This window comes from Acidaminococcus sp. AM05-11, assembly GCF_003472805.1.
GTDB classification, from domain to species: Bacteria; Bacillota; Negativicutes; order Acidaminococcales; family Acidaminococcaceae; genus Acidaminococcus; species Acidaminococcus hominis.
Window position 1 is genome coordinate 230,128 of sequence record NZ_QRMX01000001.1, and the last position, 20,281, is coordinate 250,408.

General features: G+C 54.0%; 15 protein-coding genes and 5 tRNA genes. 18 read left to right on the top strand and 2 right to left on the bottom strand.

What is annotated here, in order from left to right; genetic code table 11:
• Window positions 1-24: 24 nt before the first annotated feature.
• Window positions 25-1,143, top strand: coding sequence for a [FeFe] hydrogenase H-cluster radical SAM maturase HydE (gene hydE, locus DW089_RS01070; protein WP_105326801.1), 1,119 nt, complete (start codon window positions 25-27; stop codon window positions 1,141-1,143).
• 37 nt (window positions 1,144-1,180) lie between these two features.
• Here hydE and DW089_RS01075 read toward each other — a convergent pair whose 3' ends face one another.
• Window positions 1,181-2,596, bottom strand: coding sequence for an FAD-binding oxidoreductase (locus DW089_RS01075; protein WP_105326802.1), 1,416 nt, complete (start codon window positions 2,594-2,596; stop codon window positions 1,181-1,183).
• A gap of 369 nt (window positions 2,597-2,965) precedes the next feature.
• On the opposite strand from DW089_RS01075, the gene DW089_RS01080 reads away from it, so the two are divergent.
• From DW089_RS01080 to DW089_RS01100, 5 genes are all read left to right on the top strand, one after another.
• Complete coding sequence (locus DW089_RS01080) at window positions 2,966-4,594, top strand: hypothetical protein (RefSeq protein WP_370450894.1); 1,629 nt, start codon at window positions 2,966-2,968, stop codon at window positions 4,592-4,594.
• A 105-nt stretch (window positions 4,595-4,699) separates the two neighbouring features.
• Entirely contained in the window at window positions 4,700-5,884 is a 1,185-nt protein-coding gene (locus DW089_RS01085; RefSeq protein WP_105326804.1) for an efflux RND transporter periplasmic adaptor subunit, read from the top strand.
• A gap of 17 nt (window positions 5,885-5,901) precedes the next feature.
• Window positions 5,902-9,051, top strand: coding sequence for an efflux RND transporter permease subunit (locus DW089_RS01090; protein ID WP_105326805.1), 3,150 nt, complete (start codon window positions 5,902-5,904; stop codon window positions 9,049-9,051).
• A gap of 226 nt (window positions 9,052-9,277) precedes the next feature.
• Complete coding sequence (locus tag DW089_RS01095) at window positions 9,278-11,038, top strand: ABC transporter ATP-binding protein/permease (RefSeq protein ID WP_105326806.1); 1,761 nt, start codon at window positions 9,278-9,280, stop codon at window positions 11,036-11,038.
• 15 nt (window positions 11,039-11,053) lie between these two features.
• Window positions 11,054-12,412, top strand: a complete 1,359-nt coding sequence (locus DW089_RS01100; protein WP_105326807.1) for a sodium:alanine symporter family protein — start codon at window positions 11,054-11,056, stop codon at window positions 12,410-12,412.
• An 83-nt stretch (window positions 12,413-12,495) separates the two neighbouring features.
• On the opposite strand, the gene DW089_RS01105 is transcribed toward DW089_RS01100, so the two are convergent.
• Complete coding sequence (locus DW089_RS01105; protein WP_105326808.1) at window positions 12,496-13,626, bottom strand: MFS transporter; 1,131 nt, start codon at window positions 13,624-13,626, stop codon at window positions 12,496-12,498.
• Window positions 13,627-13,966: 340 nt separating this feature from the next.
• Here DW089_RS01105 and DW089_RS01110 point away from each other — a divergent pair, with 340 nt between their 5' ends.
• The 12 genes from DW089_RS01110 to DW089_RS01165 form a co-directional block, all read left to right on the top strand.
• Window positions 13,967-15,163: an FprA family A-type flavoprotein gene (locus DW089_RS01110; RefSeq protein ID WP_105326809.1), complete on the top strand. Its 1,197-nt coding sequence runs from the start codon at window positions 13,967-13,969 to the stop codon at window positions 15,161-15,163.
• Window positions 15,164-15,254: 91 nt separating this feature from the next.
• The gene (gene rlmB, locus DW089_RS01115; protein ID WP_105326810.1) at window positions 15,255-15,998 is read left to right on the top strand and encodes a 23S rRNA (guanosine(2251)-2'-O)-methyltransferase RlmB; all 744 of its coding nucleotides are present in this window, start codon (window positions 15,255-15,257) and stop codon (window positions 15,996-15,998) included.
• A 43-nt stretch (window positions 15,999-16,041) separates the two neighbouring features.
• Entirely contained in the window at window positions 16,042-16,797 is a 756-nt protein-coding gene (gene sigH, locus DW089_RS01120) for an RNA polymerase sporulation sigma factor SigH (RefSeq protein ID WP_105326811.1), read from the top strand.
• Between the two features lie 119 nt (window positions 16,798-16,916).
• Window positions 16,917-17,378, top strand: coding sequence for a BREX-3 system P-loop-containing protein BrxF (gene brxF, locus DW089_RS01125; RefSeq protein WP_105326812.1), 462 nt, complete (start codon window positions 16,917-16,919; stop codon window positions 17,376-17,378).
• A 4-nt stretch (window positions 17,379-17,382) separates the two neighbouring features.
• Window positions 17,383-18,501, top strand: coding sequence for a 6-phosphofructokinase (locus DW089_RS01130; RefSeq protein ID WP_105326813.1), 1,119 nt, complete (start codon window positions 17,383-17,385; stop codon window positions 18,499-18,501).
• A gap of 139 nt (window positions 18,502-18,640) precedes the next feature.
• Window positions 18,641-19,444, top strand: a complete 804-nt coding sequence (locus DW089_RS01135) for an undecaprenyl-diphosphate phosphatase (protein ID WP_105326814.1) — start codon at window positions 18,641-18,643, stop codon at window positions 19,442-19,444.
• Window positions 19,445-19,533: 89 nt separating this feature from the next.
• Window positions 19,534-19,609, top strand: a tRNA-Thr gene (locus tag DW089_RS01140).
• Between the two features lie 23 nt (window positions 19,610-19,632).
• Window positions 19,633-19,717: transfer RNA gene (locus DW089_RS01145), tRNA-Tyr, on the top strand.
• Window positions 19,718-19,720: 3 nt separating this feature from the next.
• A tRNA-Met gene (locus tag DW089_RS01150) sits at window positions 19,721-19,796 on the top strand.
• Between the two features lie 3 nt (window positions 19,797-19,799).
• Window positions 19,800-19,875 (top strand) — tRNA-Thr (locus DW089_RS01155).
• 5 nt (window positions 19,876-19,880) lie between these two features.
• Window positions 19,881-19,957: transfer RNA gene (locus DW089_RS01160), tRNA-Met, on the top strand.
• A 76-nt stretch (window positions 19,958-20,033) separates the two neighbouring features.
• Window positions 20,034-20,281 (top strand): GTP-binding protein (locus DW089_RS01165; protein ID WP_233547519.1); only part of this gene is annotated, 248 nt, incomplete at its 3' end.

The window sequence follows — 20,281 nt, forward strand, 5'->3', positions numbered from 1 at the left end:
TGCTGTTTACACGAAAGGAAAAGTATGACCGTTGCAAAGATTTTGAAGAAACCCAGCCTGGACCGGGCAGACCTTAGTGCCCTGATTGGCACCCTGGAACCCCAGGAGCGCCAGGCCCTGTACAATGCGGCCTATGCAGTGAAAGCCAAAGAAGTGGGCCGGGTGGCCTATTATCGGGGGCTTTTGGAGTTTTCCAACCAATGCATCAAAAATTGCCTGTACTGCGGCATCCGCCGGGACAACACCCAGGTGGAGCGGTTCACCACCAGCCGGGAGGATATCCTGGCCATGGCCAAATGGGCTTACGACAACCGGTACGGCTCTCTGACTCTCCAATCCGGAGAGCGGCAGGATGAGGAATTTACCAAAGAGGTGGAAGACCTGATTCATGCCATCAAGGACCTGTCCCACGGAGAACTGGGGCTGACCCTGTGCGTAGGGGAGCAGTCCCCGGAAACGTATCAGCGCTGGTTTGAGGCCGGCGCCCACCGGTACCTGCTGCGGATTGAAACCAGCAATCCCCGGCTGTACGCCACCCTGCATCCCCAGGACGGGCACCATGAGTGGAGCGTCCGGAAGCATTGCCTGGAAGTTCTCCGGGATATCGGCTATCAGGTGGGTACCGGGGTGATGATTGGTCTTCCCGGCCAAACCACCGACGATTTGGCGGACGATATTCTGTTCTTCCGGGATATGGACATTGATATGATTGGCATGGGGCCCTACGTGGTCCACCATGAAACTCCCTTGGGCAAGCAGGTTATGGCTGCCGGGGAAAACAGCAAGGAAGCCCAGCAGCGCCGGTTCCTTTGGGGCCTCAATATGATTGCGGCTACCCGGCTGCTGCTGCGGGATGTAAATATCGCCGCCACCACTGCCCTCCAGGCCCTCCATCCTTTGGGCCGGGAGCTGGGGCTCAAGGCCGGGGCCAATATCCTGATGCCCATTGTGACGGTGCCGGAATACCGGCCCCAATACCTGCTCTACGACAACAAACCCTGCGTGGAGGATTCTCCGGACCAGTGCCGGAACTGCCTCAGCGGCCGGGTGGCGTCCGTGGGAGACCGGGTAGGCTTCGGGGAATGGGGCGATTCTCCCCATTTTTACCATGAACATAAAGACAAAAGAGCTGCCGCGCTTTAGCGGGCAGCTCTTTTGCTATTTTAAGACGTTTTGGGGTTTAGAAGCAGACCTTGTTGGGGTTCAGGATCAGGTTGGGGTCAAAGACTTCCTTGATGCCCTGCATCAGGCGCATGGAAGTATCTCCCAGGGATTCCGCCAGGTATTGGACCTTGCCGAAACCAATGCCGTGTTCCCCGGAAATCTGGCCGCCCAGCTCGGTGCATTTGGCGTACAAGAGGTGCATGAATTGGTCAACCGCCGGCCGGAACTGTTCCAGGGGCATATCGTTGGCGCAGGTGTAGATGTGCAGGTTGCCGTCCCCGGCATGGCCGAACATCTTCACTTCAAAGGGGAAGTCCTTTTGGATTTCCTTGATGTACAGCACAAAATCCGGAATCTTGGAAATGGGAACTACCACGTCGCATTCGTCCAGCAGGCTGAACTGTTCTTCAATGCCTTCCAGGAAGGAAGAACGGGCTGCCCAGGTCTTTTCTAGGAACATGGGGGTGTCGGCTACCAGTACGTCCAGGGCACCGGCTTCCAGCATCATTTCAGCTCCCTGTTCCACCAGTTCGTCCAACTGGTCGTTGCTGGCGGCGTCCAGGGTAACCAGCAGGTAAGCACCCACTGCCTGGCCTTCCACTTCCTTGGGGAAAACGGATTTGCCCAGGTAGGCTTCGGAAGATTCCAGAATTTCCTTTTCAAAGAATTCCAGGGTCTGGGGATTCAGGGCGGACCGTTTGATGGCCGGTACGGCACCGATGCCGTCCGCCAGCTCAGCAAAAGGAACAATCAGGGTGGTGTGGGCCTTGGGCGGAGCAATCAGCTTCAGGGTCAGCTCCGTAATGATGCCCAGGGTGCCTTCGGAGCCCACCATCAGGTTCAGCAGGCTGTAGCCGGAAGACGTTTTGGAAACCGGGCTGCCCAGGTGCAGGATTTCCCCGGTGGGCAGAACCACCGTCATGGCTTGGACATAGTTCCGGGTGGTACCGTATTTTACGGCTCTCATGCCGCCGGCGTTGGTGGAAACGTTGCCGCCCAGGGTGGCAAACTTTTCGCCTGGATCCGGAGGATAGAATATACCGTGGGCCAGGGCGTCCTTGGACAGTTCATCCAGCAGTACCCCGGGCTGTACCCGTACGTTCATATTTTCTTCGTCGTAGCCCAGAATCTGCTTCATCCGGGTGGTGCACAGCACCAGGCCCTGCTGGACCGGCGTGCAGCCGCCTACCAGGCCGGTGCCGGCGCCCCGGACGGTAACCGGGATGTGGTTGGCGTTGCAGAGCTTCATGATGGCGGAAATTTCTTCCGTGCTCAGCACATCAATGGTGGCTTCGGGCATACCGATGCCGTAAATGGGCATATCATCATGGGCATAATCAGGATTGATGTCTTCTCCTACAATAACGCGGTTGCCGGAAATCTCACGCAGCTGCGCAAGAATCTCCGGAGTGATTGGTTGATATTGAATCATAACTGGAAACCTCCCCTTTGTTTAACACAGGTGAGTTTAGTATAATCAATTTCTATTTGATATACAAGTAATTGACAAAAAAATCAAAAGAATTCGCTAACTATTTTCTATAGGTCTATAACCGTTCGTTATAGACCACAGCGGCTGGCCGGGTTGGCCGGCCTGTGGTATAATGAAAAGGCAGCCTTACAGGATCTGCCGTAAATCAGCCAGGAACCTCCCCGGAGGTTCTTTCTTTTTTTGCTGTCCGTACAGTCCCGGCATTGTTCCAATAAGAAAATTCTATGGATTGTCTGTGACTAACCGGTCATGGTATGATAAGACAGTAAATGTGTGAAATTTTGCCAGGAAAGGACGTTGGTGAACGATATGCTAACCCAGAGAAAAAAGAGAAACCTGTGGCTGGGCCTGGCCCTTTTGGGCAGCTTGAGCCTGACCTGGGTGCCGGGCTCTGCTGCAGCCCAGCAGCCTGCGGCCGGAGAAAAGAGGCAGGCGGAAGCCGCCGTCAGTCCGGAAAGCCAGAAGCAGCCTGCTGCTGGACAAAAGGCTGGCAGTCAGGAAAAGACCGGGACAGAAGGGGATTCTGCCACTCAAAAAAGAACTATGCCCAGCAATGTTCCTGTAAAAACGGAACCTATCCGGAAAGTCCGGGAGGTAAACTTTGTCATCCAGCATGGGCAGCTGGTCAGTGAAGCCATTGGCGATGTGGACGGGGACGGCGTGGAAGAAGTGGTGGACCTGATGGGGGATCCGGTGGTGGACAAATCCAGCTACATGGGAAATATGTACGTGATTGTCCGGGACCTGGATTCCACCAAGGTGAAATATTATATCCGTCCCCAGGATCTGGGGGGCTACAATGCCTACCTGACCCTGTCGGACGTAACGGGTACCGGCTGGCCCGACGTCATTATTGCGGCTCCCAGCGGCGGTCCTGGGGAGACGGTGGAATACCGGATCCTGGACTTTAGCGGCACCAAGCCGGAAGAAGTGTTTACCGCAGCAGACAACCGGGGAGTGACCATGGTGGGCACCTATCTGCCGGATTATAAGGTGCGGCTCAGTTTTCCCAATCTGACCCAGGACGTGGAACTGGACCTGGCCTCCCAAAAGGATGCCTACCGGAGCCTGAACGTGTACGGGGCGGACGGCTCCCTGAAAAGCTCCGGCCTGCGGCCCCTGCTCCAGAATATCAGCCAGCTGAGCACCCTGGATGTGGACGGGGACGGGGTGGACGAACTGGTAACCCTCCAGAAGGTGATGGGCGTGGACAGCGACCAGCCCCTGGGCACTGTGCGCACGGTCTGGGGTTACCGGGCCGGGGTGTGGCAGCCCTGGAACGTCAGCTTCCGGGCGGAACTTTACGCCAAACCGGCCTACGAAAATACCGATAAGATTACCGGTACCGGCGGCTACGAAATCACAGATCTGAAGGTGGGCACGGACACTGGGGAGGTAGAATATCCCCATTTCCAGAAACTGGACGGCAAGATTGCCTGGCGCATCAACAATAAAATAGAAACCTTTGTCCGGGACCGGCTGCGGGAAGCGGTGTTCGGCACCCGGCTGAACCTGACCTACGAGGTGAAGTATACGGGCCGCAAATATGCCAGTGTCATGCTGCTGGGGCTGCTGTCCGACCGGGACCGGAGCCAGGTCATCAGCCGCAGCTTCAACTTCAACTTGACCACCGGAGAGGAAATTCCCTTAAAGGAACTGGTGCGGCCCTGGTACGGCTTCTGGAATATGGTGAAGAAGGAAGGCCAGGCCAAGGGCATTGCAATCACCGAGGATACGCTGACCGGCTACTATTACGATGGCAGCGTGTTGGGGCTCCTGGATGGGAACCGGAAAGAACTGGATATCCCCGAGGAAAAGGTGCTGCCTTTTCTGGCAAAAAATCGTATCGGAGAAGAATTTTTGACTAGCCAGTCAAATGAAGGATCCGTGAAAAAACTAGGGAAAATCAGTGAAAATAAGGAGAAAAACGGCAATTAACAGATTTGAATCTAGAAATTGCATAAGATATAATATACAAGGTTTTCTATAAGTATTCCATAGAATGCAATTTGCCGAAGAGGGCAGGATTTAGGAGGATTGTTCATGTTAGGAAAGAAAAAAGCGGTATCCGTGGGGATGGCGCTCCTGCTGTTATTGGGCGTCGCCGGCTGCGGCCAAAAGACAGCACCTATGGGTGGAGCCGTGGACGTAAAGTCCATGCAGGTCATCAAGCGGGATACTCCCATCAAGTATGAGTACACCGGCTTTGTGGAAGCAAAGAACGCGGTGGAAGTAAAATCCAAAGTTACCGGCACTATTGTGCAGAAACTGGTCAACGGCGGGGACGAAGTGCAGGCAGGACAGCTGCTGTACGTTATCGATCCCAGAACCTACCAAAACTCCGTGCTGAATGCCCAGGCCAACTTGGCCAACGCCCAGGCAACCCTAAGCAATGCGGAAAAGGATGCCTACCGGTACCAGACCTTGTACGAACAGGGCGCCGTTTCCAAGCAGACGGCTGACCAGTACAACACGGCGCTGGCCCAGGCCCAGGCCAATGTAAACGCCCAACAGGCCATCCTGGCATCTTCCCAGGTAGATGTCAGCGATACCCAGATTGTGGCTCCCTTCTCCGGCAAGATTGATACCAATCCGCTGGCGGAAGGTGCTTTCGTAACGGCCAGCTCTACGGTGCTCACCACCATTTCCAGCAGCAACCCCATGTGGGTGCGCTTCTCCGTTTCGGAAAGTGACTACCTGGATATGATGAAGGGCAACCTGAACAACGCAGGCAACCTGACGGATGTGACCCTGACCCTAAGTGACGGTACGGTCTATCCGGAAAAAGGCGTGGTCAGCCAGGTTGACCGGGGCGTCAGCGATACCACCGGTACCCTGACCCTGAAGGCTGAATTCAACAACCCCAACAACCTGCTGCTGCCGGGGATGTTCGCCAACATTTCCCTGGTGGGCTCCACCGTTCCCAACGCCATCCTGATTCCTCAGCGGGCCGTAACGGACGTAATGTACAAGCACTTTGTGTACGTCATCAACTCCGACAATACGGTAAGCATGAAGGAAGTGCAGCTGGGCGCACGGGTCGGCAAGCTGTGGCTGGTTAAGAGCGGCTTGGACGGTACCGAAAACATCGTAGTAGAAGGCATTCAGAAGCTGCAGCAGGGCGCCAAGGTAAATCCCACGCCTATGACGGAAGCTGACCTGGATACCACCGATACAGACAATTCAACTGCTGCAGGCAGTAAAGCATCCAACAGCAGCGCAAAATAAGGGGGAGGTAAAGGAAAGTGGCAAAATATTTTATTGATCACCCCGTATTCGCCTGCGTTATTTCCATTATCATCGCCCTGATCGGCATTATTTCGGCCTATAACCTGCCTATCGCCCAGTATCCCCAGATCTCCAACCCGCGTATCAGCGTAGTGGCCAACTACGTAGGCGCCAACGCGGAGGTTGTGGAACAGTCGGTAGCCCAGGCCATTGAAAAGAAGGTCAACGGCGTTGAAAACATGGTCGACATGCAGTCGGTCAGCGATAACCAGGGTAACTACACCCTGAACGTAAAGTTTGAATTGGGAACGGACCCGGATATGGACTCCGTTAAGGTGCAGAACCGTGTGGCCCAGGCCAATGCGTCCCTGCCCAGCGAAGTAACCACCTATGGTGTTACCACCAGAAAACAGTCCGCCCAGACCATCATGTATTTCTCTTTGACTTCCCCTAACGGGACCTATGACACCATGTTCTTGAAAACCTATGGTGCCACCCAGTTCGTGGATGCCTTAAAGAGAGTCAAGGGCGTTTCCGACGTCAGCGAGTACGGCCCGGAACTGTCCATGAGAATTTGGTTGGATCCTATGAAGATGGCGCAGCTGGGGGTAACCGCAGCGGATGTCCAGTCCGCCATCCAAAGTCAGAACATCCAGGCCCCGGCAGGTTCCATTGGTGCCCGGCCTACGGAAAAGGACCAGGAATTCCAGTATTCTGCCCGGGTTAAAGGCCGTCTGACCACCGCGGACGAATTCAAGAACATCGTTATCAAAAATAATAACGGCAACCTGCTCCGGGTAAAAGATGTAGCCCGGGTAGAGTTTGGTCCCCGTGACGACAGTGTCGTCAGTAAGATGGATGGCATGAACGCCATGTCCTATGCCATCAGCCTGAACACCGATGCCAACGCCCTGGAAACCGTGGCTGGCGTCAGAAAAGTGCTGGCCGAAGCCCAAAAGAGCTTCCCGCCGGATATGGAATTAAACATTGTGCAGGATAACACGGACTATGTACGTGAATCCCTGAAAGAAGTGGTTATCACCCTGGTAGAAACCCTGGTACTGGTAGTACTGATTACCTGGGTATTCCTGCAAAGCTGGCGGGCTACCCTGGTGCCCACCCTGGCCATCCCCGTATCCCTATTGGGTACCTTCGGTTCCTTCATCATCTTTGGTTTCAGTATCAATACCCTGACCCTATTTGCCTTGGTGCTGGCCATCGGTATCGTAGTAGATGATGCCATCGTAGTGGTGGAAGCTGTAGAACATAACGTGGATGCCCTGGGGATGAGCCCTAAGGAAGCCACCTACACCGCCATGCGGGACGTATCTGGGGCCATTGTGGCCACCGCCTTCGTGCTGCTGGCCGTATTCCTGCCGGTAGCCTTCCTGGGCGGCACCACCGGCGTACTGTACAAACAGTTCGCCCTGACCATTACCGTGGCGCTGACCATTTCCGCTGTGGTAGCCATGTCCCTGAGCCCGGCTGTGTGCGCCCTGGTGATCCGTCCCAAGAAGGAAACGGACAAGAACACCTTCCTGGGCAAGATGTTTGGCTACTTCAACCGGTGGCTGGAACGGACCACGGGCAAATACGTGAACAACGTAAAACGCCTGCTGCGCCATTTCCGGGTAGGCCTGTGTGCTCTGCTGGTGGTCTTCGTACTGATCGGTGCTTTCTTCAAACTGATTCCTTCCGGGTTCGTACCGGATGAAGACCAGAGCTTTACCCTGATGACGGCAACCCTGCCGGAAGCCGCCTCCACTGCCCGGACCATCAAGGCCACCAATGATTTGGCTGCCCAGGTACGGCAGATTCCCGGTGTAAAGCATGTCATGCAGATTGTGGGCTTTGATGCCCTGTCCATGGCCCGGAAGTCCAACGCCGCCATCATGCCCGTAAAACTGGAAGATATCCAGAACCGGACCACCGATGATCTGAGCGTTTACTCCATCATCAATAAACTGAACGGCGTAGGTGCCAAAACCCCTGCTGCCAACGTTATGGCCTTTAACGAAGCCGTACTGCCCGGCATGTCCAGTACAGGTAACCTGAGCCTGTACATTATGGACACCACCGGCCATGATACGGATGTAATGGCCAGCGATGTGCAGACCATCCTGGGCAAGCTGAACCAGCGCCCGGAAGTGTCCCATATGTACACCACGTTCACCAACAATACCCCGGCCCTGCAGTTTGAAGTAGACCGGGCCAAAGCAGAAAGCTTGAACGTACCGGTATCCAGCGTGTTTACCACCCTCCAGGCTTTCCTGGGCGGGGACGAAGTCAACGACTTTAACCTGCTGGGCCAGACCTGGAAGGTTGTTATCCAGGCAGAACCCCAATACAGAGGGGACACCAAGAGCTTTGCCAATCTGTACGTAGCCAGCAATTCCGGGAACCTGGTTCCCCTGAGCGCGTTGGTAAAATCCAAGGAAATGGTGGCCGCGCCTGCCATTACCCGGTATAACGGTGCCCGGGGTGCCAAGATCGCAGGTTCTCCTGCTTCCGGTTACTCCACCGGCCAATCCATGGCCGCTGTAGAAGAAGTGCTGAACAGCCAGCTGCCTTCCGGCTACACCTACGAATGGATCGACCAGAGCCGGGATGAAAAGTCCGCCGGCAACTCCTCCTTCATCATGTTCGGGATTTCCCTGGTATTCGTTTACCTGTGCCTGTCCGCCCTGTATGAAAGCTGGACCCTGCCGCTGGGCATCATCTTCGCCGTACCTTCCGCTGTAATGGGGGCCGTTGGCTTCCAGTACCTGCGGGGCCTGCAGAGCGATATCTACATGCAGATTGGGTTGATCGTGCTCATTGGTCTGTCGGCCAAGAACGCCATCCTGATTGTGGAATACGCCAAGATGAGAGTGGACAACGGCTGGGCCATTATGCCCGCCCTGATCGATACCGTACAGGTTCGTCTCCGTCCTATTCTGATGACCGCCTTCTCTACGGTTATTGGTGCTGTGCCTCTGGCCTACGCCAGCGGCGCAGGTGCAGGCAGCCGTACTTCCATTGGTACCGCCATTATCGGTGGTATGATGGCTTCTACGTTCCTGTCCCTGTTCCTGGTTCCTGTATTGTTCCTGACCATTGAAAAGGTCTTCCATCCCAAGACGCCGGTTGGCTCTGTGGATGATGAAATTCCCAGTGATCAGCTTTAAGTTATGAAAAATGCCTCTCCTGCCGGCTGGCAGGGGAGGCATTTTATTTTCCGCCTTTTGGTGGACAAAGCCCGGAAAGTCCAAGGAGAACGGAATGGGCTAACAGATGAAAAAAATATCCGAATGGTAATGTAATATTTAACAAATTCATTCAGAAATTCTTTGCAATTTTCGAATGAAACGTTTATAATAGGTACCATTCTGATTAGTGTAAGGGTGAGTGTACGTGAAAAGAACAAATGTAACACCAAATCTGCTCAAACAGGTGTGGCACCTGACCCGAAGCTATTGGCGCAGTGAGGAAAAGAAAAAAGCCTACCTGCTCCTGGCAGCCATTCTGCTGCTGACCCTGGGTGTGGTGTTTATGCTGGTGCTGCTGAACGAATGGAACAATGCCTTCTATACGGCCCTGCAAGACTATCAGACGGAAGAAATCTTCCATCAGCTGAAACGTTTTACCGTTTTGGCCTTTATTTACATTATTTTGGCCGTTTACGCCTATTATCTCCAGCAGGTACTGATTCTGCACTGGCGCCGGTGGCTGACGGGCCGGTACATTGATGCCTGGCTCCAAAATAAGACCTATTACCGGCTGCAAATGTTCGGGAAAGATATGGATAACCCGGACCAAAGAATCAGTGAGGACGTGAACCTGTTCGTCACCGATACCCTGGGCTTTTTCGTAGGCATCATCAAGGCGGTGTGCACGCTGCTGTCCTTCGTGGTGATTCTCTGGCAGCTGTCCGGACCCTTTTCCTTCCAGCTGCTGGGCCGGACCTGGCAGGTTCCCGGGTATATGGTTTGGGTGGCCGTGGCCTACGCTGTAGTAGGCACCTGGCTGACCCACCGGGTGGGGCACAAACTGGTAGCCCTGAATTTCCTCCAGCAGCGCCGGGAGGCAGATTTCCGTTTCAGCATGATGCGGATGCGGGAGAACGCTGAAAGCGTAGCTTTCTATCATGGGGAAGAACAGGAAGGCCGGGTCTTCAAAAACCGTTTTACCCTGCTGCTGGAAAACTTCTGGAAAATTGTTTTGAAGCAGAAGCAGCTGGTGTGGCTGAATTCCGGGTATTCCCAGATTGCCATCATCTTTCCCTTTGTGGTGGCCATTCCCCGCTTCCTGCGCCGGGAACTGACCCTGGGCGGGCTGATGCAGGTGGCTACGGCCTTTGGCCGGGTCCAGGATGCCCTGTCCTACTTTGTGGATATGTATACTTCCCTGGCCGCCTGGCAGGCCGTGGTAGAGCGGCTTACCAGTTTTGAGGCCCATATGGAGCTGGTGCAGGCGGCGGGCAGTGCTTCCCAGCTGGTCCAGGGAAGCTCCCCGGATGCAGCGCTCCATATCAAGGACCTGGAAGTGGACCTGCCCAATGGGCAGCCCATTCTCCAGGGGCTGAATCTGACCCTGGAGCCGGGGAAAAACCTTTTGATTCAGGGCCTCAGCGGCAGCGGGAAAAGCACCCTGCTGCGCTGTCTGGCCGGTCTCTGGCCCTTTGTGAAAGGGGAAACGGACTTGCCCCCGGGCAGTACTGTCATGTTCATTCCCCAGCGCCCCTATTTGCCGTTAGGCACCCTGCGGGATGCCATTCTGTATCCCGGCACCAGGGACCTGCCCGACGCCCACCTGCGTCAGGTACTGGCGGAGTGCCAAATTGGCTATTTGGCCAAGCACCTTTTGGAAGAAGGGGACTGGGCCCACGTCTTTTCCTTGGGCGAGCAGCAGCGGCTGGCTTTTGCCCGGATTTTGATCTACCAGCCGGCCTGGCTGTTTATGGATGAATCCACTTCGGCCCTGGATGAGGAAACCGAAGCCCGGATGTACCAATTGCTGGCAGAGAAGCTGCCGCATACCACCGTTATCAGTGTAGGACACAGAAGTTCCCTGCTTCAGTTCCACCAGCTGGTCCTGCATTTGGATAAAAATAAAAAAGAAGCAACGCTTCAGGCAGCGCCTGCTGCCCAAGACTGCCGCACGGCAGAATTTTGATGGGGGGAAACACCGATGAATATTGAAACCTTGAATGCCATTGATTCCTTTGTCTGGGGACCACCGCTTCTGGTGCTGCTGGTAGGTACCGGTATTTTCCTCAGCCTGCGCCTGCACTTTCTCCAGATTTTCCGTCTGCCCCGTTCCCTGAAACTGATTTTCTCTGCAGAAAACCAGGGCGAAGGGGACATCGACAGCTTTAAGGCCCTGTGCACGGCCCTGGCTGCCACCGTGGGCACCGGGAACATTGTAGGGGTAGCCACTGCCGTGAAAGCCGGCGGCCCCGGCGCTATTTTCTGGATGTGGATGGCCGCCTTCTTTGGCATGGCCACAAAGTACGCAGAAGGCTGCCTGGCGGTAAAATACCGTACCGTGGATGATAAGGGTATGATTTCCGGCGGGCCCATGTACTACATCGAAAATGGCCTGGGCAAGGCCTACAAGCCCCTGGCTGTGGCCTTTGCCTTCTTTGGGGTACTGGTGGCCTATTTTGGCATTGGTACCTTTGCCCAGGTAAATTCCATTGTGGAAATTACCCAGCTGAATGCCGGCATTCCTGTAGTGTGGACGGCCGTGATTCTGACCATTATCGTAGCCGGGGTTACCTTGGGCGGCCTTCAGAGCATTGCGGAAGCTGCTTCCAAAATTGTGCCGGCCATGGCTGTTATTTACTTGGCTTCTACCCTGGGTATTTTGGTAATCTTTGCGGACCGGATTCCTGCCGCCATTGTGGAAATCTTGACCGATGCCTTTACGCCTACCGCGGCTGTCGGCGGCTTTTTGGGCGCCAGCGTGCTTTTGGCCATGCGCAGCGGCGTAGCCCGGGGCGTTTTCTCCAACGAATCCGGTTTGGGCTCCGCACCTATTGTGGCTGCCGCAGCCAAAACCAATTGGCCGGCAGAACAGGGTCTGGTTTCCATGACAGGTACCTTTATTGATACTATCATCATCTGCACTCTGACCGGTTTGGTGATTGTCATCAGCGGCCAATGGACAACCGACCTGAACGGGGCGGCCTTGACCAACGCAGCCTTTGCCCAGGCGTATCCCACCTTTGGGGGCTACCTGCTGATGGTGGGGCTGGTGCTCTTTGCCTTTACTACCATTTTAGGCTGGAACTATTATGGGGAACGCTGCATGGAATACCTGGTGGGGACCAAGGGTATTATGCCCTACCGCATCGGTTTTATCATCCTGGTAGCGGCCGGGGCCTTTGTAAAACTGGAAGCCATCTGGATTTTGGCCGACATTGTAAACGGCCTGATGGCCATTCCTAACCTGATTGCCCTGCTGGGGCTGTCCGGGGTGGTTGTGGCGGAAACCAAAAAGTACAACCAGCACGTCAAGGAACAAAAACAGAAAAAAGCTGCCTAAGGGCAGGGGCGTTCGCCCATAAAAAAACTCTGTGCAAAAGGGAAGAAACTTTTGCACAGAGTTTTTGTTTCAGCAGCTGGCAGCTAGACCAGTTGTTTGCGAAAATGCCAGTACAGATATAAGAGGGCTGCAGCGATTTCTACAGCCGGGCAAACCAGGCCGTACATCAAGGTGTAGCCAAAGGCGCCGGCAATGAGGCCCAGGGTGGCAGCAGCTATGCCCACGAGAATATCCAGGAACCAGAAGAAGGTGGCCGTGGCAGCGCCGGCTCGGGACAGGGGAGCGCTTTGGATGGCCAGGGTCTGGAAGGAAGGACTCAGGGCGCCAAAGCCCAGGCCCTGGACCACAGCGGCTGCGTACAGAGAGCTGGGAGTGGTAATTTGGCTGAACAGCACCAGCCCCAGGATAAAGGCCGCAAAGCCCGGCAGGATCAGGTAGACGGGCCCCAGGCTGTCAAATAGCCGGCCGATTACCGGGCGGCTTACCACAATGGACAGGGCAAATACGGCGAAAAACACCCCGGTTTGGCTGTCCATGGAAAGGCTGTGCAGGTATAGGGGAATGAAGGTAAGCACGCCGCCGTAGGCAAAGTACACCAGACCGCCCAAAAGGGCTGCAGGCAGGGATTTGATTTCCAAAAGACGCTCCAGCAGGGGACCTTCCGGCAGGTCCTGGGGCGCCGTAACGCTGGGGGCCAGGGGAACCAGAAAGGCCCCCAGCAGCATGGCTGCAGCTGCCAGGCTGAGAAACAGGAACAGGACGGAAATCCCCAGCAGCTGGTAGAGCAAAAGGCCGGCCAAGGGACCCACCACCATGGCCAGGTTGGTGGTGACGGCAAAATAACCCACCCCTTCGCCCCGGCGGGAAGGGGGAATCACCAGTACCGCAATGGCAGCTGCGGTAGTAGTGGTCAGGGAAAACAGTACCCCATGGAAGGCCCGGAGCACGAAAATTTCTTCCAGCCCTGCCAAAAAGTTGAAGGCCAGCATCACCAGGTTAAACAGTACCAGGGCCAAAAGCAGCAGCTGCCGCTTGTTCTTCTTGTCGATGAGATAGCCGGCAAAGGGGCGGAACAGGCTGGTACCAATCTGAAATGAGGTCATGGCCAGGCCTGCCTGGACATCGCTGCCGCCAAATTCGGCAATAATAAACAGGGGCAGGGTGGATACCAGGATATATTGGGTGAGAAACTGAAAGAAATTGATGCCGCCCATACAAAGAAAGGGCGCGGTCCATAATTTTTCCTTAGGCAAAGAAAACGACTCCTTCCGCTCGCAGTGATACTCACCATTGTACTCTGCCAGGAAAGCCTGTCAATTGGAAATAGGAGTTTCTTGGAGTGGAAATAAAAAGGAAAAGGAAAAATGGCCCTGAAGGGGAAAAAATCCCTGAAAATTTCCGCTAAAAAGTAAAAATCCTTGTATACAGTGCCCATACGGGAAATAAAGGAAAAATAACGGGGATATACAAAAGTTTTACGGGCCGAAAAATTGTCTTTAATTGGGGAAAATAGTATAATGGGGATGAACTTATTTTTGAGAGGAGCTTTATCTTATGAAAGCACGCGAAATTGCCAATGATATATTTGAAGTAGGCGTTCGGGATTGGACCCTGAAAGATTTCCATGGGTTTGCCACCCCTCGGGGCGTCACCTACAATTCCTTCCTGCTGCTGGACGAAAAAATCTGCCTGATTGACGGGGTAAAAGCTCGTTATGCTGGAGACCAGCTGACTTATATCAGTTCCGTAGTGGAGCCTTCCAAAATTGACTACATTGTGGTCAACCACGTGGAACCGGACCATTCCGGCAGTCTGCCGGCTTTGGCCGCTGCCTGCCCCAAGGCTGTTTTCCTGTGCACGGTACAGGCTTCCAACGAACTGAAGGAACATTACGGGAATGTTTTTGACGGACGGCTGCAGGTAGTAAAAACCGGCGAAAGCCTGAGCCTGGGCAAACGCTCTCTGGTATTCCATGCCATTCCCATGCTCCACTGGCCGGATTCCATGGTGACCTACTGCCCGGAAGAACAAATCCTGTTCTCCAGTGATGCTTTTGGCCAGCACTACTGCTGCACCAAGCTGTTTGACGATGAAACGGAAGTGGCTGATATGCTGTTTGAAGCCCAGAAGTACTTCGCCAATATTCTGATGCCCTATGCCAAACTGGTACCCAACGCAGTGAAATTCGTCCGCAGCCTGCCGCTGAAGATGATCTGCTCCTGCCACGGCTGCATTTGGCGCACCAATATCGATGACATTCTGACCAAGTACGAACAATGGGGCCGGGGAGAAGCCATCAACCGGGTCCTGGTGGTATACGATACCATGTGGGGCGGCACCGAGGCCATGGCACGGGCCATGCTCCGGGGTATTGAAAAGCAGGGTATGCGGGCCAAACTGTACCGCTACGAAAGCTCCCTGAAGGCTGATGTAATCAGCGACCTGCTGACCGCCAAGGGAATCCTGATTGGTTCTCCTACCCAAAACTCCGGCATGATGCCCACCATCGGCGATTTGCTGACCTACCTGAAGGGCCTGAAGCCCTCCGGCAAGCTGGCTGCCGCTTTTGGTACCTACGGCTGGGCCGGCGGTGCAGAAAAGGATATGGAAGCCCTCATCAAGGCTTCCGGTATGGAACTGCTGCCGGGCTATAACGTAAAATGGCGGCCGCTGCCGGAAGAACTGGAAAAGGCAGAAAAATACGGCTTTGACTTTGCCGAAACCGTTAGCCAGAAATTCCAGGAAAAATAAGAAGCGGACAATTGTGATAAAATAGCTGTGGGAAAAATGGTAAGAGGTTTTGGCTTCTTACCATTTCCTGCTATATAAAACCGGAGGGTGCATGCAGGATATTATTGTTGGAAGAAACGCTGTGCGGGAAGCGCTGCACAGCAGCCGTCCCTTGAATAAATTGTGGGTCCAGACGGGCCTTCACGGGGGCAGTTTGGGAGAGCTTTTGGCCTTGGCCCAGGAACGGAAGATTCCTGTGGAAATGGTAAGCAAGGAAGTCCTGGACCATATGGCGGAAGGCCTTCGGCACCAGGGCATTGCCGCCCAGGGTGCTCCCGTAGCCTTCCAGGACCTGGATCAGGTGCTGACCAAGGTGGAGCAGCGGGGAGAAACACCCCTTTTGCTGCTTTTGGATGAACTTCAGGATCCCCAAAATGTAGGGGCCCTTATCCGGACCGCCAATGCGGCAGGAGTCCACGGGGTGCTGCTGCCCCAACGGCGCAGCTGTCCCTTAAATGCCGTGGTGGCCAAAATCTCCGCCGGGGCAGTGGAACACGTACCGGTAATCCAAATCGGCAATATTGCCCAGACCATGAAAAAGCTGAAGAAGCAAGGGTTCTGGATTGCCGGAGCGGATATGGACGGGGAAAACCTCTATTTTGACGCCAACCTGACGGGACCCATGGTCCTGGTGGTGGGGGCGGAAGGCAAGGGCCTGGGACGCCTGGTCAAGGAAAATTGTGATTTTATTGTACGGATTCCCATGCTGGGAGAAGTGTTTTCCCTGAACGCTTCTGTGGCCGGGGGAATCCTGCTGTATGATATTGTGCGGCAGCGGCTATTGGCGGCACGCTGACGGACGGGGAATTGCTTTGCAGGGGGCAAAGGAGGGGAACTGTATGACGCAGCTGGACGAAAGCAAGAAAAAGTATGAGGCGCTCAGTGATGAACAATTGATTGAGCGGATCCAGAAACAGGATGATCGTCAGGCGCAGGATTACCTGCTGGCCAAGTACAAGGAGTTTGTGAAAATGAAGGCCAGCCGGTACTTTCTCATTGGGGCTGAGAAAGAGGACATGATCCAGGAGGGGATGATTGGCCTTTTCAAAGCCATTCGGGATTACCGGCCGGACAAGAAGGCGTCTTTTAAGGTATTTGCGGAGCTATGCGTGAATCGGCAGATTATTTCGGCCATCAAGAGTGCTACCCGGCAAAAGCATAAACCTTTAAATACGTATGTATCCCTGGACAAACCTATTTTTGACGACGGCAAGGAACGGACCATCATGGATATGCTGGGGGGCAGCCATGGAATTGAGCCGGAAAACCTGCTGGTGGATCAGGAAGAGTTTGCGGATATCGAAAAGAACGTGTCGGCCATGCTGAGTTCCCTGGAGTGGCAGGTACTGTGCAAGTACCTGGAAAGCAAATCCTACCAGGATATTTCTGCTGAGCTGAAGCGGAGCACCAAATCCATTGACAATGCGCTCCAGCGGGTGAAGCGGAAACTGGAAAAATACCTGAGTTCCCGGAACCACGAGCTGGACATCCGGACCCTGAACAAGGGCCTGCTGCTGATGGCAGCCAAGGAACATTTGGCCAACCAGGAGGAGCAGGAAAACCTGGAAGATATTGACAGGATTGATACACTTTGAAGCAGAATAGACAGAAAAAAGAGAAAATCAGTTTCACTTTGCAGGAAAATATTTTTTCCTGCCGAAAGGAAACAATATCCAGAAAATCTGCTCGGACATAGGAAAGGGAGGGCATACGCATGAATCAATTAGAAGAATTTGAACAACAGATTGCCGCCGTACGGGAAAAGGAAGAAAAGGTTTTGATTGTTACCGGCAAACCCGGCAGCGGCAAAAGCAAACTGATGCGGGAAGCTGCAGAAGCCAAGGGCTGGGACTATATTGACGCTCGCCTGCTGATTACGGAAGAATTTCTGAAATTGCTGCCGGCGGAAAGAAGAAGCAAGGCCCCGGAAATGCTCAAGGACCAGCTGACTGGGCATCATGGGGACGTGATTATGCTGGACCGGGTACAGACCTTCTTTGTGCCTGTTTTCAACATCGATCCCAAGAGCGTAATTGATGAACTGGGCAAAACCTATACTCTGGTCATTGCCTGGCCGGGTTATGTGAACAATGGCCTCTTGTGCTATGACAAATTCGATGGAACGGAATCCATCCGTTTGTCCGCCGCCAACTATACCATTTGGAATGTAGGGTGATAGCATGACAGAAGGGAAAACGGTAAGGGGCACTCTGGCTGTCCTGACAGGCGGCGGGGACTGCCCGGGCCTGAATGCCGTAATCCGAGCTGTAGTGAAGACCGCTATTTTCAACGGATATCAGATCTATGGTATTGCCAACGGCTTCCATGGTCTGATCAGCAATGACATGAAGCTGATGCAGCTGTCCGATGTATCCGGCATTTTGCCCCGGGGCGGCACGGTGCTGGGCACCACCAACCGGGATAATCCGTTCCACTATGCTTCCGGCGAAGCTGCCGACGGCAGCATCATCTACAAGGATATGCGGGAAGTGGTGGTAAAGAACCTGAAGGACCACGGCATTGAATGCCTGGTGGTTATCGGCGGGGACGGCAGTCTGAAAATTGCCTACGACCTCCATCGGCTGTGCGGGGTGAACGTGGTGGGTGTACCCAAGACCATTGATAACGACCTGCCCTGTACGGAACGGACCTTTGGCTTTGATACGGCTATGTCCATGGCCACGGAAGCTTTGGACCGGCTGCACACCACGGCAGAATCCCATCACCGGGTAATGGTGCTGGAAGTTATGGGGCGCTACGCAGGGTGGATTGCCCTGCACTCGGGGATTGCCGGCGGAGCCGATGTGATTTTGATTCCAGAAATTCCTTATGATATTGAAGCTGTTATCCGGAAAATCCGGCGGCGCCAGCAAAGCGGTAAGAAATTCAGCATCATTACGGTGGCTGAAGGGGCCAAGCCCATTGGCGGCGAGCTGACGGTTGCCCGGATTGTCAAGGACAGCTTTGAACCCATCCGCCTGGGCGGCGTGGGGGAGAAACTGGCAGAGGAAATTGAAGCCAAAACCGGAATTGAATCCCGCTGCACGGTGTTGGGGTATCTCCAGCGGGGCGGTTCACCTACAGCCTACGACCGGGTGCTTTCCACCCGCTATGGAGTGGCCGCAGTGGAAGCCTGTCTGGCAGGGGAATACAATGTGATGGTAGCCCTCCAGGCCAACCAGATTGTCCGGGTACCTATAGCTCAGGCTGCTTCGGAACCCCATCGGGTTCCCGTAGATTCGGATATTATCCGGGCCGGCCGCCATATTGGCATTTCCTTTGGGGACGAACAGCCCTGAGGTACAAAAAAACAAGAGAAGACCTGTTTTCCCAAGAAAGTCCTGGAAAAAATTGTGTCTTCTCTTTTTTTTTCTGTTTCAATGACATATAATGAACAAGCTGCGGAAAGCAGGAACCATATAAAGGGAGTGAAAGTAAGTGAGTGAAAATTTAATTGCGGTCATATTGGGTATTGTGGAAGGGCTGACAGAGTTTATTCCTGTTTCTTCCACCGGCCATATGATCATTGTGGGACACCTGATCGGCTTTCAGGGGAACCTGGCCAAGATATTTGACGTGGTGATTCAACTGGGAGCGATTCTGGCCGTGCTGGTGCTCTATAAAGAACGGTTCCGCCGTTTCTTCACCAAAGAAGGCTGGCAGCTGGGAACCGGGCTGACCGGGTACCATGTGGCAGCTGGCTGCGTGCCTACTATGGCTTTCGCTCTCCTGGTCCATTCTTTCATTAAGAAATACCTGTTTTCTCCGGCTACGGTAGCCATTGGCCTGGTGCTGGGCGCCCTGCTCATGATTTACGCTGAGCACAAGATCAAGGGCCATGAACAGGAATTGGTCCAGGACGTGGACCATATCAGCCTGAAGCAGGCCCTGTACATCGGCTTTTTCCAATTTCTGTCGCTGTGGCCGGGCTTTTCCCGGAGCGGCTCTACTATGGGCGGTGCCCTGCTGGTAGGGGTAAACAGGAAGGCCGGCGCGGATTTCACCTTCATCATGGCGCTGCCCATTATGGTAGCGGCCTGCCTATTCGAGCTGCTGAAGAATCTGTCCGGGCTGAGCCTGGGGGATTTGCAGGTCCTGGCCATTGGTTTTGTGGTGGCTTTTATTGTAGGCTATCTGTCCATTGTGTGGTTTATGAAATTTCTTCAGCGTTCCACATTGACAGCCTTCGGAATTTATCGTATTATATTGGCTGCGGTCACTGTCGCATACTTCTATTTCTAAGCTTGTGAAAAAACATTTCACTTTTTTTGAAAAAAGTGTTGACAAAATCCGCTGTGTTCTGTATAATTCATTTTGTTACGAACGCAAAGGCTGGCATAGCTCAAATGGTAGAGCAACTGACTTGTAATCAGTAGGTTGAGGGTTCAATTCCTTTTGCCAGCTCCACTAACTTCGTAACAGACAAATGTGGAGAGATTCCCGAGTGGTTAAAGGGAGCAGACTGTAAATCTGCCGCCTCTGGCTTCGAAGGTTCGAATCCTTCTCTCTCCACCAAATCGCGGGGTGGAGCAGTTGGTAGCTCGTCGGGCTCATAACCCGAAGGTCGTTGGTTCAAGTCCAGCCCCCGCAACCACATGCTGATGTAGCTCAGATGGCAGAGCGTATCCTTGGTAAGGATAAGGTCACCAGTTCGACTCTGGTCATCAGCTCCAATTATGGCGGCGTAGCTCAGTTGGCTAGAGCAGTCGGTTCATACCCGGCCTGTCCGCGGTTCAAATCCGTGCGCCGCTACCATTTTGTTCACTAAGCCCCGTAACAGGGGCTATTTTAAAATCACAAAAAAGTTGAGAAAGCGTTGGGAGGTATTCTAATGGCTAAAGAAAAATTCAACAGAACCAAACCCCATGTCAACATTGGTACCATTGGTCACGTTGACCATGGCAAGACTACGTTGACTGCGGCTATCACCAAGGTTTTGGCTGAACGTGGCGGCGCCCAATTCATGGACTACAACATGATCGATAAGGCTCCGGAAGAAAGAGAACGTGGTATTACCATTAATACCGCCCACGTTGAATACGAAACCGAAAAAAGACACTATGCACACGTTGACTGCCC